We start from the raw sequence: 14,875 nt of genomic DNA on the forward strand, positions 1-14,875 counted from the left end.
ACCCCATTATTAGAATTGAAAATTAGTAGCCCTTTGATATAAATAAGTAAACGATGAATCCACCCCACAAAACAACTTCAGCAATTATCAAACACTTCAAGTGTTGCTGCAATTTTTCGGGGTCAATTTCGCCTTTTTTCAGAAAATCATAAATTGAATTTCGCAATTTATCTATGTCTTCCTGCTTGATTTCCAGTTTCAAATAAAAATTTTTCCCGAAAAGGAGCTGGTGCATCCCATAATATATTGAAAGCAATATTAAAAATGAAGTAATACTTACAAGCGCTGGCTGGGTCCAGCTTATTGTCATACCTTCTACCGATGTAAGATTTCTATAAAAAACAATATCACTTAAACCAGCTACAAACAACAGAAAATTCCAAACCAAAAATGTATATAAAGTTTTCTTCATTTTCTATACCTTCTTTCACTACTGCCCACATTGCTGGAAATATCAAACGCCTACTTTATTTTTATGCCCTCATTTTTTACAAATCATCAAACCTTCCCGCCTTGCTTTTTTGTTTAGATAACGAAATTTAAGCCTGATTTATTTCGTTTGTCCACAAAATTTTTCAAAATCGTATAGATGCACATAAACTTCCTGAAAATTTGTAGCACAATCGCAATCTTCTTTTAAATAAACACGCTATAAGGATAAACTTTTTGTTTTACCTCGATTGAAAGCCATCTTTAGCTTTCTGGTTTGAGAACTGTACTTCGGGCCGGATTCTTTGGGTCTACTAGAATTTTTATTGGTGCCCCTTTCGGAATACATGGATTGAACCAAAACCACTGCGACTTTCCATTATAGGTTTCACCTTTAACTTTATACTGATAATGTACCACATATGGATAGATTACATCCTCATCGGCAAGGTGGTAGGTACTCATATGAAATTTTATATGTACCCGTTTTGTTGCTGTAACCTTTCCGATGATTCTTGTTCCATTTTTCAAAAGTTCTGCCTTTTTATAGTCAGAAATAATCGCCAATCCGATAATTATACCTGCTACAATCCATGCTAATATCGCAGCCACCCAAATACCAGACTTACACGCTCCAACCGATATAATTGCCGCCACGAACATTCCGACATATGCCATTGTATGAATAAGATCTTTTGAAAAAAACATTTTATCTCGTGTAATTTTCATAAAACGGCATCCTCCTCAAATCCTACAGTCGGTAATCAGCGGCTCCGTGAAATCAACGTTCCTTAGATACTTAGATTTAATCCTATTTTGTTTCATCCGTCTACAAAATTTCTCAAAATCGTATAGTTGCACATAAATCCCCATAAAGCTTGTAGCACAATCACGATTTTTTCTTTTCATTCAGATAAACCACCACGGCAGTTCCAGCCAAAGGTTATCCATGGCCTGTTTCTCCGTCTTTTTTGCGCGGCCTTTTGTCAGGTGAAAGTATATCGCCGTGCCGATCAGAGGATGCTCCTCGCCATCGGTGAAGCCATAGCGGTACAGAAGATAGGTCTGCTCCCGCTGGCTCAGCCGTTTCAGAGCATCGTACAGTTCCCGGCGCGATTCCTGTTCTTCCATAATACTCTGCGGCTGCATGGCGTAGGGGTCGGCTATGGCTTCGATGCGCCGTAGTTGTTCCTCTCCCGGCAGAACATCATCCAGCGAAACACGCTGGTAGCAGAATACCGTCCTTGTCCTCTGTCACCATCCGCTGCTCAAAAGCAGCAAAGGCATCCCGCACCATGTCCATCATGGCGTTATGAATGGCAGGAGCCGCATAGGTCAGGAACTTCATGCCGCGCGCTGCATCGAACTTCGGCACGGCCTTCCACAAGCCCATATTCCCTGCCTGTTTCAAATCGTCCGTGTCAAGGTTCAGGCCGGACTGTGCCAGATTCATGCTGCGGAAAAGGTCATTTGCCACCTTGCCAATAAAGGACTTGTTGTTGTCGATCAGGCTGTCCAGTGCGGTGGCGTCCCCTTTCTGTGCCAGCGCACAAAGCCGTTCATTCGTCTGCTTCATGGGCGTTTTCCTGCTCTGCGGCAGACTGCAAGATTCCCAACAGACCGCTTCGCAGCTGTTCCAGTGCTTCCGGCGTGGCTCCTTCCATACCCGAAACGCTGTCCAACATTGCATCCGTCAACTGCTCTGCCGTAATCGTTGGGTGCTGCACATCCTGCCCTTTGGTCAATTCGGTGAACATCTTCTCTGCCACTTTCTTGCTCATGGCTTCCTGTTCAGCGTAGTGGCTCCCGATACCCTTTTTGATTTCCTTGACCGCCGCCATGAAGTACATCTCAATGTCATCAAGGTCGCCTTGGTACACCGGTTTTCTCCGAAGGCTGATGTCCTTTGCGGCTTTGGCTGCTTCCGGGGTCTTGACCTTTGTGCGCAGCAGGGTGCTCAATGTCGTGAGCATGGCGTTCTGTGCTGCGATGCCAGACGCAAAAGTATCATCAAAATACTGCGCTATGCGGTAAGTAAGCTCTGCAAAGCGGGCGTTTTCCAGCAGCAGGTTGACTACCTCTGCATTGACGCGCCCCGTGTAGAGGTTCTTTGCGGCTTCTACGGACAAGCCCAGTTCGGCAATGTCGTAGTTCTTGCGGTCGGGGATGTTGGTTTCTCCCAGCAGAAAATCCGTGGACACGTTGAACAGCCTTGCAATTTTCAGCACTTGCTGATGAGTCAGGGTTCCTTTCGCACCACTGATAAAGCGGCTGATAGTGCTCTTGGAGCAGCCGATTTCCTTGGCAAGCTCTGGTTGGCTGATGTTGTGCTTTTTCATCAAGTCCGCAAGACGGACGTTGGATGGTGCGGGCAGATATTCCTGTGCCATGTGGTCGGCCCTCCTTTTTGATCTTTTTCCTCATTATAATACGCTCTGCCGTTTTGTTCAATATACGGTTACCTCTCCGCCCTTGCTGTTGCAGTCCTGCAACCAGTGAGGGCTTTTTTCTTTTTCCGTTGCAGTTTTGCCGCTTTTTTGCTCTTTCTGCAAAATTCCCCGTATATTCAGGCAGGAAACAAAAAACACCAGAGTTCCCACTTTGGGGTACTCTGGTGCAACGCACGAAACAAAGGAGGAATGCCCTTGAGCCTGTATCAAACTGTCAAGTCCGCCATCACCGTTCGGCAGGTGGGAGAGATGTACGGCATGGAGCCCGACCGCCATGGCATGGTGTGCTGTCCGTTCCACTCCGACAACCACCCCAGTATGATGCTGAACGAATCCTACTATTACTGTTTCGCTTGCGGGGCCAATGGAGATGCCATCGACCTCACCGCCAAGCTGTTCGACCTGAACCCCCGGCAAGCCGCCGAGAAGCTGATACACGACTTCGGGCTTGACCCGGACAAGCCGCCCGCCAATGCCATCGCCCTTACGCCGCCCAAGCGTGGCCTGACGGACGAGCAGTGGGCAGACATCGCCTACTGCCTGCGGGTGCTGACCGATTATCTCGACCTGTTGCACGACTGGCAGGAGTGCTACAAGCCTGCCACCCCGGAGGAACCGCATGACCCACGGTTTGAAGAAGCCCTCCACACGACCGAGACCATCGAGCACCTGACGGACTGCGTTGCATTTGGAACACCCCAGCAGAAGGCCGATGCCGCTGCACGGCTGCTGTCCGGGTCGTACCTGCTGATGCTGGAGGAGCGCACCGACCGCCTTGCTCTGGCAAAGTGCGCCTGACGATTCATTCACCTAAAGTGGTGATTATCATTATGATAATCACCACTTTACTTTTTTAAAGGAGAATTACCCTATGAAGAAAAACATTTCCCGCAACCCCTTATGGCCGGACTGGTACAACGGCAAGAAGATCGATGAAGTCCAGTTTGGCCGTGCCTTTCTGGAGCAGTGGCCGCTGAAATGCGTCAACGGAACGCTGTACACGCTGGACGGCCCGGTGGAGGACGAGAGCGAGATCAAGCAGCGCATCTTGGAGAACATCGAGGAATATGTCACCTCCGGCCTGTCCAAAAAGGTCACCAACATTCTGGAGACCATCAAGCTGCTGGCCTTTTCCGACCCGTTTCCCATCGAACAGGACTGCATCCATCTCCAGAACGGCGTGTACCATCTGCCGGACGGCTCTTTTCAGGAGAGCCGCCTGTTCTGCCAGAACCGCCTGCCTGTGAGGTATGACCCGAAAGCCGCCAACCCGGAACGCTGGCTGACCTTTCTGCACGAGCTGCTGGACGATGCCGACATCCCCACCTTGCAGGAATATCTGGGCTACTGCCTGATCCCCAGCACCAAGGGACAGAAGATGATGCTCATCGTTGGCAAGGGCGGCGAGGGCAAGTCTCGCATCGGGCTGGTACTGAAACGGCTCATGGGAGATGCCGCCAGCAATGGCAGCGTCCAGAAAGTGGAGAATAACCGTTTTGCCCGCGCCGATCTGGAACGCCGCCTGCTGATGATCGACGATGATATGGACATGAACGCCCTGCCCAAGACCAACTATATCAAGACCATCGTCACCGCCGAAGCCAAGCTGGACTTGGAGCGCAAGGGTGTCCAGAGCTACCAGCGGGATATTTACGCCCGATTCCTCTGTTTCGGCAACGGTGCGCTGACCTCGCTGTACGACCATTCGGATGGCTTCTTCCGCCGTCAGCTCATCCTGACCACCAAAGACAAGCCTGCCGACCGCACGGATGATCCCTTCCTTGTGGAGAAGATGTGCGCCGAGTTGGAAGGCATCCTGCTGTGGTGTCTGGAAGGACTGCACCGGCTGGTGCAGAACGATTTCCGCTTCACGGTCAGCGAACGAGCCGCCGCCAACGTGGACACCATCAAACGCAGCAGCAACAATGTCATCGACTTCATGGAGTCCGAGGGTTACTTCCGCTTTAAGGCGGACTACTCCATCAGCTCCAAGGAGTTCTATGACATTTATAAACAGTGGTGCGAGGATAACGCCTGTCACAGCGTATCGGCGATCCGTTTCAGCGCAGAACTGCGCCAGAATGACCGCCGCTACAACCTTGAAGCCACCAACAACATCTACCTGCCCGGTGGCCGCAGGGTGCGGGGCTTTGTAGGCATCGAGCCGCTTGTCCACCCCTGCCCGTAAAAAGTGCATTTTTCACGGAAGAAGTTCGTACAACCTGTACGGTCTGTACTTGTACGCACCTGTACGGCAAATCGAGACAAATTAAAACGTGTTATCGTTTTTATTTTAGATTTTCGTACGTCGTACAGACCGTACGGGTTATTTGAAGTCCGTACGCAATTTTTTCAGATGCGTACGGAGCAATCAAGTTCGCATTGTGCGAACTTGATCGTAGCTCTCCCGCAGGAGACGTTCCCCCTCGGAGAGCCCACTACACTTTGCAGACCATAGGGATGAAAGTGTCATAGTGGGTTATTACACTTCCGCAGAAGTGCATCTCCGTTCCCCGTCACCTCTCGATGAACCTTGAAAGGAGGGATGCCCTTTGGCAAGAAACGATGGCGTTGACCGCACCAGTGTCCGGAATCTCGCCGTTTCGGACAAGGCCGTTGGCAACACCCAGCAGCACAACGAGCGCGAAAAGGATAGCTATCGAAACCCCGACATTATCCCCCAGCGCGCTGCATGGAACGTCCATTTCAAGAAGCCAACCGCCAGCTACACCGACCTGTTCGCCCAACTGGAAGCCGATGGAACCATCTCCACGCGCGGCCTGAAGCCGGATGCCACCCACTACTGTGAGCTTGTCTTTGATGTCAACTCGGCCTACTTTGACAACCACGGCGGCTATGAGTTCGCCAAGCAGTTCTATGAGGATGCCTACAAAGCAGCCGTTCAAATCGTGGGCGGTGAGCAGTATATCCTCTCGGCTGTCATGCACGCCGATGAGACCAACCGTGCCATGACCGAAGCATTAGGCCGGGAAGTTTACCACTACCACCTCCATGTGGTCTATGTGCCTGTCGTGGAAAAGCAAATCCTGTGGTCGAAACGCTGCAAAGACAAGGCATTGGTCGGCACAGTCAAGGAGACCGTCATGCAGGTCAGCCGGAGCAAGAAGTGGGCATCCAAGCCCCTGCTGGACGATGCCGGAAAGCCCGTGCTGCAAAAGAACGGCAAGCCAGTCCTGAAGAAGTCGTACAGCGTCCTGCAAGACGATTTCTTCCACTATATGCGCAACGCCGGGTACACCGACGTAGAACGCGGTGAGCGCGGTAGCACCGAAGAACACCTGACCGTCACCCAGTTCAAAGTCCAGCGGGAGCAGGAGCGTCTGGACAGCCTGACTTCTCAAATCGACCAGAAAGAACAGTCGCTTGCCCGAACCAGCACCGCTCTCTCCAAAAAGGAGAAGGAACTTGCCGCTGTTCAGAAAAAGGCCACGCTCACAAAAGAAGCCCTCATTCACGCGCGCGATCTGGATTATATCGGTAAGCGAACCTTCCTCGGCAACTATTCGCTGACCGAAGAAGAATTCTCCAAACTGAAAAAGCAAGCCGACCACGGCTATATGATGGACGTGGAGAACCGCCGCTTGAAAGAAGAACTTTCCACCGCCAAGAAAGAGGCCGTTCGTTGGAGCAACAAGTACCACGACCTGTGGTACGACGTGAAACCCTATCTGGATGCTCTCCACCGTGCGCCCGAACTGGTGCGCGGCTTTCTGGAAAAGATTCTTGCCCCCAAGCAGGAGCGCACCATGAATGTGCCGCAGCGAAACCGCAAGCGTGGGCAGGATATGGAACTTTGATTTTCGGAGGATACCATTTGAACAAAAAGAAGAAGTCGAACAAATCCGGCTACCCGGATGAAGCAATCAAGACCCTTGCGCGTTGCTTTTATCCCTCCATGGTTGAGTTTTTCAACAGTGAGGAAGGCCAGCGTGAATATGAGGAATGGCTGAAAGAGCAGGAAGCTCTGCAAGCCTTGCCTGTTGCCGCATAAAAACAGCAGGACGCTCCCAGTAAAGAGGGAACGCCCTGCCTTATATAGATGTATCTCACCGAGTTGTGTCCAGTTGGACACAACTCTTATTTTTTGTCCTTAATCTTCTAACCCATGGCTCCCTGCTACATTCTTCAAATATTCCTCTGGGTCGCCATTCAAAATCAAGTCCGCATAGCCCAGCGGGTCATTGTAGATGAGGTAGTCCAGTTCTGACCTCTGCTCCATGGTAACATCCAGAGCATCCTCAACCCCGGTGCAGTCAATGGAAATTTTTCTCCCATCTTGGAGAGTCAACTCCACACACCCGGTATCCATGTTAAACTTGCAGGCTCTTTCATCGTACTTCATAATCATACCCTCCAAATCTTGTTATTGGCTTACGGTCTATGACAAGGTATCGGAGTTTTGCGCCGTCCACGGGAGCCTTCATTGCTGTACCCAAAGAAAACGAAAAATCCGAACCCTTCTCCAATCGGAAACAGGTTCGGATTTTTCTTGTTTGGTGGGCGCGGGTGGATTCGAACCACCGAAGCTGAAAGCAGCAGATTTACAGTCTGTCCCCATTGGCCACTCGGGAACACGCCCATATTCAGTTTTTGCAGTCCATGGATTGCCTGTATATATTACCACCCGGATGGTAGTTTGTCAACATCTTTTGCGGAATTTTTGGATTTTTGTGCCGAAAGCAAAAACACAAAAGCAAAAGCCGCCCAGAAATCAACGTTCCTGAGCGGCTTTTTGGAGCTGGTGACAGGAGTTGAACCTGCAACCCACTGATTACAAATCAGTTGCGCTGCCATTGCGCCACACCAGCATGGACCAAGCGGTCTTTTGATAGAATACCAAAAAACGCGCGGCTTGTCAATATCTTCTTGGCGCGCAAAAAAACAACCCATTCCCCAAGCAGTATACTATACCGTTTAACAAATGAGGTGCCATTGCCATCAGTTCATACTTTCGTCTGCTTTTAGCATTCTTTTCTGTTGTATCACGTTTTGATACCAGGAATTTTCAACGCAATACATCGATAATAAAATCGAACCATTCGATTCTATTATCATAAAAACCCCACAGGAACCGCGGACGGCTCCTGTGGGGTTCAAAGTCTGTTGTATTCTTTTTTGAGCAGCGGGCTGCTTCAGCGGGCAAGGGCCTGCTGGATCTTTGCAAAATCCTCCAGTGTGAGGGCTTCCGGGCGGATGCGGGCATCAAAACCGGCGGCTTCAATGGCGGCTGTCACCGCGTCCTTGGGCATCCCCAGGCCGCTGGCAATGGCGTTTGCAGCCGTTTTGCGGCGCTGTCCGAAGGCGGCACGCACCAGCGCAAAATAGCCTTCTTCGTCCTCCACCTGCACAGCGGGCTGCGGACGGATCTCCATGCGCACCACGGCGCTGGTCACCTTGGGGGCCGGGTAAAAACTGCCGGGCGCAGCGGTGAACATCATTTTGGAGGTGGCATAGTAGCTCACCGCGCAGCTGATGGCGCTGGATGCACGGGTGCCGGGCGCAGCAGCCAGACGGTCGGCAGCTTCCTTCTGTACCATGACGGTCAGGCTTTCAATGGGCAGGCGGTCGCCCAGCAGCTTCATGACGATGGGACTGGTGATGTAGTAGGGCAGGTTGGCGCACACAGCCACCGGCATACCGGGGAACTCTTCCGCAATAAGAGCCTTCAGGTCAACTTTCAGTACATCCTGTAATATCAGTTTAAAATTGTCCACTCCGGCCATCGTTTCGGCCAGCAGCGGCGGCAGGCGTTCGTCCACTTCAATGGACACCACCTTGGCGGCGCGCTTTGCCAGTTCCCGGGTCAGCACACCGATGCCGGGGCCGATCTCAATGACACCATAGCGCTTATCCACGCCGCTGGCATCCACGATCTTGGGCGGCAGACCCGGGTTGATGATAAAGTTCTGTCCAAAACCCTTGGAGAGTGCAAAATCGTATTTTTCACACAGGGCGCGGATCACCGAGAGGTCGGTCAGTTCGGGCATAGATTCCATCCTTTTTCATAGTACGATTTGAATGCCCTCCGCGTCGCTTTGGGCATATTCAGCGGAAATATTATTATAATATGGCAACCCAGCCAGACCTGCGGGTCTGGCTGGGTTGCATTTTCACGAGAAGGGATCAGTACGGCAAACAGCACCGCAATAAACCGGGTCTCTTTTTACAAAAAGAAGCCCATGCAGCATTTCTGCCGGTTTTACCCTTTATTCTGCGCTGGATGCTGCTTCGCCGCCGGCTTCTGCTTCGGTGGAGGAAGCCGTTTCCTCAGAGGAAGTGTTCTCCGGCTCAGTGGCAGCGCTGTCGGCTTCTTCGGAAGCAGCAGCCGAAGAAGCTGCTTCGTTGACACCGCCCAGAGTCGTGGTACCGCTCAGCTGCTGTGCTGCGCTGACCGCACGCTGGATCTGCGGGTCATCCTCGGGGGTATAATCGTAGAAATTCGTGGTCTCTTCGGCACTGAGGGCACGCTCCACATCCACGCTCAGGCCGGTGCCATCAAAGCAGGAGCCGTCGCCGCAGATGAGCTTTGCCACCGTGATGCTCACGGCGCTGCCATCCGAAAGGCGCTGCGGGCTGCTCTGGATGGTTCCCTTGCCCATGGTAGTGGTGCCCACCAGACGTGCGCCGTTCATGGTGCGCAGGCTGGCAGCAAACAGCTCTGCTGCGCTGGCGGTGTTGCCGTTGACCAGACAGACGATGGGCAGCTCCACCTTGCTCTCATCGTCGCTGCTGCCAATGATGGTGCGGTTTCCGTTCTTATCCTCGGCATAGGCCACAGTGCCTTCCGGGGCGATCAGGTCGATGCAGCTGATGGCATCATCCAACACGCCGCCGCCGTTATCGCGCAGGTCGAACACAAGGCTCTGGGCACCGCTGGTAGTGAGAGACCGGATGGCATAGTCCAGCTCGCTGGGCGTGCTGCCGTCGAACTGGCGGATCTTGATGTAACCCACGCTGTCCAGCATCTGGTAGTCCACGGTGGTGCTGGTGTAGCCGGAGTGGGTCAGGTCCGTCGTCCGGGAAGCAGCCTTGCTGTCGAGCCATGTAACATTGACGATGGTGCCGGCTTCGCCCTGCAGGCGGGACTGCACGGCATCCACCCCGGAAAGGCTCTTCACATCGGTGCCGTCAATAGCAGTGATGTAATCGCCCACCACGATACCGGCTTCCTGCGCAGGCGAGTCCTCATACACCCTTGTCACTCTGGCATAGCCGGTCTGGTCCATGCCAAGCTCCACGCCAATGCCCATCACCTTGCCGCTCTGCTGGTTCATCAGCTCGGTGTAGGCGTTGGCGGTGTAGTAACGGGCGTACTTGTCGCCGGTACCCAGCAGGTAGCCTGCGGTCAGGCGATCGTACAGCATCGTTTCATCAATGGTGTAGTAGTCGTTGCTGCGCACATAGCGGTCCACCTCGGCCACTTTGTTGTACATGCTCTCCTTTTCCTTCACGCTGCTCACCGTGCTGTCAAACAGACGCATGGCAATGAGCATGGTAATGGAAAAGGTCACGGTCATGGCAAGGATCACAATGGTGACAGCCATGCCCACAGAGATTTTACGGTTCATGCTTGCCCCTCCCTGTTAATACAGCAGCATCATGATCACACTGCTCAGCAGCGAGAGTGCAAACACGCCTGCCAGAACAAGGCAGCCGATACGCAGCCAGCGCTTGTGTTTTTGTTCGTTCATAGAATACCAGACTCCTTATAAACACACTCAGTTGTGCGGGAACGGGATATAACCGCGCGGATTGACCGCATTGGCCTTTTTGCCGCCCTTCCAGACCTCCAGATGCAGGTGGTTGCCGGTAGAGTTGCCGGTAGAGCCAACGTAGCCGATCAACTCGCCCTGCTTGACATACTTGCCTGCGCTGGTGGCGACCGACCTCATGTGGCCGTACAGGGTGCTGTAGGCATTGCCGTCCGACATGCTGCCGTGATAGATGATGACGTAGTTGCCATAGCCGCCGCTGGACCAGCCTGCCACCTGCACATAGCCACTGGCGGCTGCGTAGATGGGGGTACCGCCCGGCGCAGCCAGATCGATGCCGGCATGCAGCCTGTTGACGCCGGACACCGGATTCTTACGCCAGCCGTACTCGCTAGAAACGCGGGTATAGCTCTTCAGCGGGCAGGCAAAGCCGGTAAAGCTCAGCTGCGGCTTGCTGGATGCAGCGGCCGCGATCAGCTTCTGGATCTCTTTCTTGACGGCCTCATAGTTCAGCTCGTCCGATTCAATAGCGGCCTGTGCCGTCTGCTGGGCCTTCTGGGCATCCTGTGCAGAAAGCTGCGCCGCAGAAATGCTGCTGTTCAGCTCGCTCTGCTTTGCCTTCATCTGGTAGTTCTGGGTATCCAGCTCCGCCTTCTGGCTCTGCAGTTCCTTGCGCTGGGCCTCCAGCTCCACCTTGTCCGCTTCCAGTTCGGACTTGGCCGCCTTCATGTTGTCCATGATCTCGGTATCTTTGATGGAGATATCCTGCATGACCTCGTTGAAGGTGAGCAGCTCATACAGGTCGTTCACTGCGCTCAGCATGGCCACGCTGCCGCCGTCGCGCAGCTCCTGCATGGCAGCCATGTGCTTTTTAAAATCGCCCCACTGGCTGTCGATCTCGGCCTGCTTCTGGGTGATCTCGCCTTCCTTGGCGGTGATTTTCTGCTCGGTCTGGCCAATGTTGTTCTGCACAGCAGCGATCTGGGTGCTCAGCACGCTGATCTGATCCTGAATGACCCCCACGCGCTCCTTCAGCTCACTTTCCAGCGCTTTTGCAGCAGCTTCCTTTTTCTTTGCGTCCGAAAGCTCCTTCTTGTGCTGGTCGATGGATTTGGAAAGGCTGTTCAGCTTGTTCTGCAGGCTGGCCATGCTGGTGGCTGCCGTAGCCGGCTGGAAGCTGACGCTTGCCGCAAGACATACCGCCGCCAGGCACAGACTCACGCCGCGCAGCAGCTTGCTGCGGGCAGGCTCCGGCCGTGCATGGCGCGGCGTATGGCCGGGCATCTGCAGGCGGAAGGGCTTTGCATGAAGTGCTTTTTTCATGTGCGGCTCCTTTCGATCACACGTTCAGGTGCTTGCGGATGGAGAACATACTGCCCAGACCACCCACAACGGCACCGCCGATGAGGCTGTACGGGATGATAGTGGACCAGACGGCGCTCACCGGCACCAGTGCCTGACCCATGATCATTTCCCACACGCCGCCCAGACCGTCGGAGGCCTGCACCATGTAGGAGTAGCCGCCCAAACTGATTGCTGCAGTGAGCACGCCGGAGATCAGGCCCATGGCCAGACCTTCCACAACGAAGGGCAGAGTGACCAAGCCGTTGGTGGCACCCACGTACTTCATGATCTCAATTTCGCGGCGGCGCGCAAACACGCTCAGGCGGATGGTGCTGCCCACCGTGATGATGCTGACGACCATCAGCACCAGCACGATGCCGCGGCCCACTTTGGTAACAGAGCGCTGCACCTGCACAAAGACGTTGGTCATTTCCACCGGGGCGGTAACGCTGTACACGCCCTGAATGGCCTGCATCTGCTTGCTCATGCTCTCCATCTGGCTCAGATCCGCGATGGAAACGCGGTAGTTGGCCTTGAAGGGGTTGTCATTTTCAAACTCATCCCACAGGGAGGAGTAATCTTCCATGTAATTGCGGTAGGTGTTCAGCACGTCCTGCTTGGAGACGAACTGCACATTGGTCACGCCGGGCATTGCCGCCAGCTTTTCGCCCACGGCCTGCGCAGTGGCATCATCACACTCCGGGTCCAGATAGACCACGGTCTCGTTCTGGCTGCCCAGATAGTTCACCATGCTGTCCACGTTCACCTCGGCAAGACTTGCAAAGGTGTTCAGGGTCATACAGACACTGAGGGACAGGATGCACACAAAGGTCATGGCCCAGTGCTTGCCCAGATTGCGGATACCGCGCCGGACCAGAAAAAAGAAGGTAGAAGGTCTCATCATACGGTGGCCGCCTCCTTTTCTGCAGTGTCAGCAGGTTCCAGCTCGGTCTCGAACAGGCGTTCTTTGCGCTCTGCGCGTGCGCGGATGGCTTCCTTGTCGGCAGGCACATCCGAAATGATGCGGCCCTTTTTCAGGGTGACGACGCGCTGGTGGAACTGGCGCACCAGCTCGTGCTCATGGGTAACGACCACCACGGTGATGCCCGTTTCGCTCACCCGCTCCAGCAGCTCCATCATTTCCAGGCTCAATTCCGGGTCGATGTTGCCGGTGGGCTCGTCCGCAATGACCAGCTTGGGGCCGTGGGCAAGGGCGCGGGCCACAGCCACGCGCTGCTGTTCACCGCCGGAAAGGGTGTCCGGATAGGCCTTGGCCTTATCCTCCAGATGCACCAGCTCCAGCATGTACTCCACACGGTCGCTGATCTCCCGGCGCTTGACGTTGGTCACATGCATGGCAAAGGCGATGTTTTCGTACACAGTCATGGTGGGGATCAGCCGGAAATCCTGAAAGATAATGCCCATCTGACGGCGCAGATACGGCACCTGATGGCGGTGCAGGCTGGCAACATCCTTGCCCAGCACGGTCACCTTGCCCTCACTGGGCAGCTCTTCGCGCAGCAGCAGCTTGAGCAGGGTGGATTTGCCTGCGCCGGAATGGCCCAGCAGGAACACGAACTCGCCGTCGTCCACATGGAGGTTGATATCGTCCAGTGCCAGCGGTCCGCCCCGTTTATATTCCTTGGAAACGTGTTCTAAATCGATCATAGGGTAATATTAGCTCCTGACATTAAAATCTGTTTTCACAGCAAAAAGAACCGGCCAGCATCGGTTTCGAGCGGCCGGTTCTGCACTGCAGGCAGAGCCTGCAGCTTATTAGTATTTGGCCGGATTGTTGGACAGGTACTTCTTGACCATCAGTGCTACCTTAAAGACGATAGCATCGTCGAACTCACGCAGATCCAGGCCAGTCAGCTTTTTGATCTTTTCCAGACGATACACCAGCGTGTTGCGGTGCACAAACAGGCCGCGGCTGGTTTCAGACACATTCAGGTTATTCTCGAAGAAGCGCTGGATGGTGAACAGGGTCTCCTGATCCAGGCTTTCGATGCTGCCCTGCTTGAACACCTCGCGCAGGAACATCTCGCACACGGTGGTGGGCAGCTGATAGATCAGGCGTGCAATGCCCAGATTATCGTAGCGGATGATCTGCTTTTCGGTGTCGAACACCTTGCTCACTTCCATGGCGATCTGTGCTTCCTTAAAGGAGGTAGCCAGATCCTTCACGTTGGAGATGGGGGTGCCGATGCCCACCACAGCCTTGATGTAATGCTCGCCGGACAGGGTATCCACGATGCTGGCAGCCAGCTTTTCCATATCGGTGCGGTCGATGCCCTTGCGGATCTCCTTGACCAGCACGGTATCCGTCTCGCTGATATTGAACACAAAGTCTTTCTGCTTGTCGGGGAACAGGCTGCTGACCACATCGTAGGCGGAGATATCGCCGCCGCTGGTAACACGCACGATGAACACCACGCGGGAAACATCGGTGGCAAAGTGCAGCTCACGGGCCTTGGCATAGATATCGCCGGGCAGGATGTTATCCAGCACCACATTCTTGATAAAGTTGGACTTATCAAACTTTTCGTCGTGGTACTGCTTGATGCTCTGCAGGCTGATGGACAGCATGGCGGCAAACTGACCAGCCGTCTCGTCCACGCCTTCCACGAATACTGCATAATCATTATGCTTGGCGCTGGAGAACTGCTGATAGGTGTAGCCATCGCGCACAAAGCGGTCGCCCGCGGTCAGACGCTCCGCCATGAAACCCTCGCGCACCTCGCCGATCAGGTTCAGTTCCGAGCAGGAAATAACAGCGCCGGTCTCATCCACCACGCCGACCACCCGGTTGATCGCGTCTTTCATCTGGTAGATCACGCTTTGAAATACTCTATTGGCCATAATGGATACCCCTTTTCCTCGTTTGTGCAAACCGCAGCGGCAGCCGGTCGTGATTTT

The 14,875-nt window shown here is 53.8% G+C and carries 16 protein-coding genes and 2 tRNA genes; 4 read left to right on the top strand and 14 right to left on the bottom strand.

All coding sequences use genetic code 11. The features are described 5' to 3' along the window. Positions 1-22 precede the first annotated feature (22 nt). The 5 genes from J3348_RS07365 to J3348_RS07380 all read right to left on the bottom strand — a co-directional run bounded on the left by J3348_RS07365 (position 23) and on the right by J3348_RS07380 (position 2,819). Entirely contained in the window at positions 23-412 is a 390-nt protein-coding gene (locus J3348_RS07365) for a hypothetical protein (protein WP_005923150.1), read from the bottom strand. Positions 413-693: 281 nt separating this feature from the next. After that, the gene (locus J3348_RS07370; protein ID WP_015538140.1) at positions 694-1,158 is read right to left on the bottom strand and encodes a DUF3592 domain-containing protein; all 465 of its coding nucleotides are present in this window, start codon (positions 1,156-1,158) and stop codon (positions 694-696) included. Between the two features lie 180 nt (positions 1,159-1,338). Next, complete coding sequence (locus J3348_RS14225) at positions 1,339-1,560, bottom strand: sigma factor-like helix-turn-helix DNA-binding protein (RefSeq protein WP_242702913.1); 222 nt, start codon at positions 1,558-1,560, stop codon at positions 1,339-1,341. A 76-nt stretch (positions 1,561-1,636) separates the two neighbouring features. Further along, a complete protein-coding gene (locus J3348_RS14230) occupies positions 1,637-2,005 on the bottom strand; it encodes a sigma factor (protein ID WP_242702914.1) in 369 nt (122 codons plus the stop codon). Further along, on the bottom strand, positions 1,989-2,819 hold the full coding sequence (locus J3348_RS07380; RefSeq protein ID WP_207698665.1) for a helix-turn-helix transcriptional regulator: 831 nt from the start codon (positions 2,817-2,819) through the stop codon (positions 1,989-1,991). Before J3348_RS07380 ends, J3348_RS14230 begins: the two co-directional genes overlap by 17 nt. Positions 2,820-3,068: 249 nt before the next feature. On the opposite strand from J3348_RS07380, the gene J3348_RS07385 reads away from it, so the two are divergent. From J3348_RS07385 to J3348_RS07400, 4 genes are all read left to right on the top strand, one after another. Then, positions 3,069-3,677, top strand: coding sequence for a CHC2 zinc finger domain-containing protein (locus J3348_RS07385; RefSeq protein WP_207698666.1), 609 nt, complete (start codon positions 3,069-3,071; stop codon positions 3,675-3,677). Between the two features lie 73 nt (positions 3,678-3,750). Beyond that, on the top strand, positions 3,751-5,067 hold the full coding sequence (locus J3348_RS07390; RefSeq protein WP_207698667.1) for a phage/plasmid primase, P4 family: 1,317 nt from the start codon (positions 3,751-3,753) through the stop codon (positions 5,065-5,067). 364 nt (positions 5,068-5,431) lie between these two features. Next, positions 5,432-6,697 carry a plasmid recombination protein gene (locus J3348_RS07395; RefSeq protein WP_207698668.1) on the top strand — a complete coding sequence of 422 codons (1,266 nt, stop codon included), beginning with the start codon at positions 5,432-5,434 and terminating at the stop codon, positions 6,695-6,697. A 17-nt stretch (positions 6,698-6,714) separates the two neighbouring features. Next, positions 6,715-6,891, top strand: a complete 177-nt coding sequence (locus J3348_RS07400; RefSeq protein WP_223387700.1) for a hypothetical protein — start codon at positions 6,715-6,717, stop codon at positions 6,889-6,891. A gap of 99 nt (positions 6,892-6,990) precedes the next feature. On the opposite strand, the gene J3348_RS07405 is transcribed toward J3348_RS07400, so the two are convergent. From J3348_RS07405 to J3348_RS07445, 9 genes are all read right to left on the bottom strand, one after another. Next, positions 6,991-7,242, bottom strand: coding sequence for a DUF6061 family protein (locus J3348_RS07405; protein ID WP_097839680.1), 252 nt, complete (start codon positions 7,240-7,242; stop codon positions 6,991-6,993). A 152-nt stretch (positions 7,243-7,394) separates the two neighbouring features. Then, positions 7,395-7,479, bottom strand: a tRNA-Tyr gene (locus tag J3348_RS07410). Between the two features lie 154 nt (positions 7,480-7,633). Then, positions 7,634-7,708: transfer RNA gene (locus J3348_RS07415), tRNA-Thr, on the bottom strand. A gap of 324 nt (positions 7,709-8,032) precedes the next feature. Then, positions 8,033-8,887, bottom strand: coding sequence for a 16S rRNA (adenine(1518)-N(6)/adenine(1519)-N(6))-dimethyltransferase RsmA (gene rsmA, locus J3348_RS07420; RefSeq protein WP_207698669.1), 855 nt, complete (start codon positions 8,885-8,887; stop codon positions 8,033-8,035). 219 nt (positions 8,888-9,106) lie between these two features. After that, a complete protein-coding gene (locus J3348_RS07425; RefSeq protein ID WP_207698670.1) occupies positions 9,107-10,468 on the bottom strand; it encodes a S41 family peptidase in 1,362 nt (453 codons plus the stop codon). Between the two features lie 150 nt (positions 10,469-10,618). Then, a complete protein-coding gene (locus tag J3348_RS07430; protein WP_097781589.1) occupies positions 10,619-11,935 on the bottom strand; it encodes a M23 family metallopeptidase in 1,317 nt (438 codons plus the stop codon). A 16-nt stretch (positions 11,936-11,951) separates the two neighbouring features. Beyond that, on the bottom strand, positions 11,952-12,860 hold the full coding sequence (locus tag J3348_RS07435; RefSeq protein ID WP_005944448.1) for a permease-like cell division protein FtsX: 909 nt from the start codon (positions 12,858-12,860) through the stop codon (positions 11,952-11,954). Beyond that, on the bottom strand, positions 12,857-13,624 hold the full coding sequence (gene ftsE / locus J3348_RS07440) for a cell division ATP-binding protein FtsE (protein ID WP_097781588.1): 768 nt from the start codon (positions 13,622-13,624) through the stop codon (positions 12,857-12,859). The genes J3348_RS07435 and ftsE overlap by 4 nt, the downstream gene beginning before the upstream one ends. Before the next feature lie 108 nt (positions 13,625-13,732). Further along, a complete protein-coding gene (locus J3348_RS07445; protein ID WP_005944450.1) occupies positions 13,733-14,818 on the bottom strand; it encodes a helix-turn-helix domain-containing protein in 1,086 nt (361 codons plus the stop codon). Between the last annotated feature and the right edge of the window lie 57 nt (positions 14,819-14,875).

It is taken from the genome of Faecalibacterium sp. Marseille-Q4896, from assembly GCF_017377615.1.
Taxonomy (GTDB): Bacteria; Bacillota; Clostridia; order Oscillospirales; family Ruminococcaceae; genus Faecalibacterium; species Faecalibacterium taiwanense.

Excerpts from the sequence above, each read along its gene's own strand:
- J3348_RS07405 (WP_097839680.1), bottom strand. The coding sequence starts at position 7,242 with ATGAAGTACGATGAAAGAGCCTGCAAGTTTAACATGGATACCGGGTGT.
- J3348_RS14225 (WP_242702913.1), bottom strand. The coding sequence starts at position 1,560 with ATGGAAGAACAGGAATCGCGCCGGGAACTGTACGATGCTCTGAAACGG.
- J3348_RS07365 (WP_005923150.1), bottom strand. The coding sequence starts at position 412 with ATGAAGAAAACTTTATATACATTTTTGGTTTGGAATTTTCTGTTGTTT.
- J3348_RS07380 (WP_207698665.1), bottom strand. The coding sequence starts at position 2,819 with ATGGCACAGGAATATCTGCCCGCACCATCCAACGTCCGTCTTGCGGAC.
- J3348_RS14230 (WP_242702914.1), bottom strand. The coding sequence starts at position 2,005 with ATGAAGCAGACGAATGAACGGCTTTGTGCGCTGGCACAGAAAGGGGAC.
- J3348_RS07385 (WP_207698666.1), top strand. The coding sequence starts at position 3,069 with ATGCCCTTGAGCCTGTATCAAACTGTCAAGTCCGCCATCACCGTTCGG.
- ftsE (WP_097781588.1), bottom strand. The coding sequence starts at position 13,624 with ATGATCGATTTAGAACACGTTTCCAAGGAATATAAACGGGGCGGACCG.
- J3348_RS07425 (WP_207698670.1), bottom strand. The coding sequence starts at position 10,468 with ATGAACCGTAAAATCTCTGTGGGCATGGCTGTCACCATTGTGATCCTT.
- J3348_RS07370 (WP_015538140.1), bottom strand. The coding sequence starts at position 1,158 with ATGAAAATTACACGAGATAAAATGTTTTTTTCAAAAGATCTTATTCAT.
- J3348_RS07435 (WP_005944448.1), bottom strand. The coding sequence starts at position 12,860 with ATGATGAGACCTTCTACCTTCTTTTTTCTGGTCCGGCGCGGTATCCGC.
- J3348_RS07445 (WP_005944450.1), bottom strand. The coding sequence starts at position 14,818 with ATGGCCAATAGAGTATTTCAAAGCGTGATCTACCAGATGAAAGACGCG.
- J3348_RS07430 (WP_097781589.1), bottom strand. The coding sequence starts at position 11,935 with ATGAAAAAAGCACTTCATGCAAAGCCCTTCCGCCTGCAGATGCCCGGC.
- rsmA (WP_207698669.1), bottom strand. The coding sequence starts at position 8,887 with ATGCCCGAACTGACCGACCTCTCGGTGATCCGCGCCCTGTGTGAAAAA.
- J3348_RS07390 (WP_207698667.1), top strand. The coding sequence starts at position 3,751 with ATGAAGAAAAACATTTCCCGCAACCCCTTATGGCCGGACTGGTACAAC.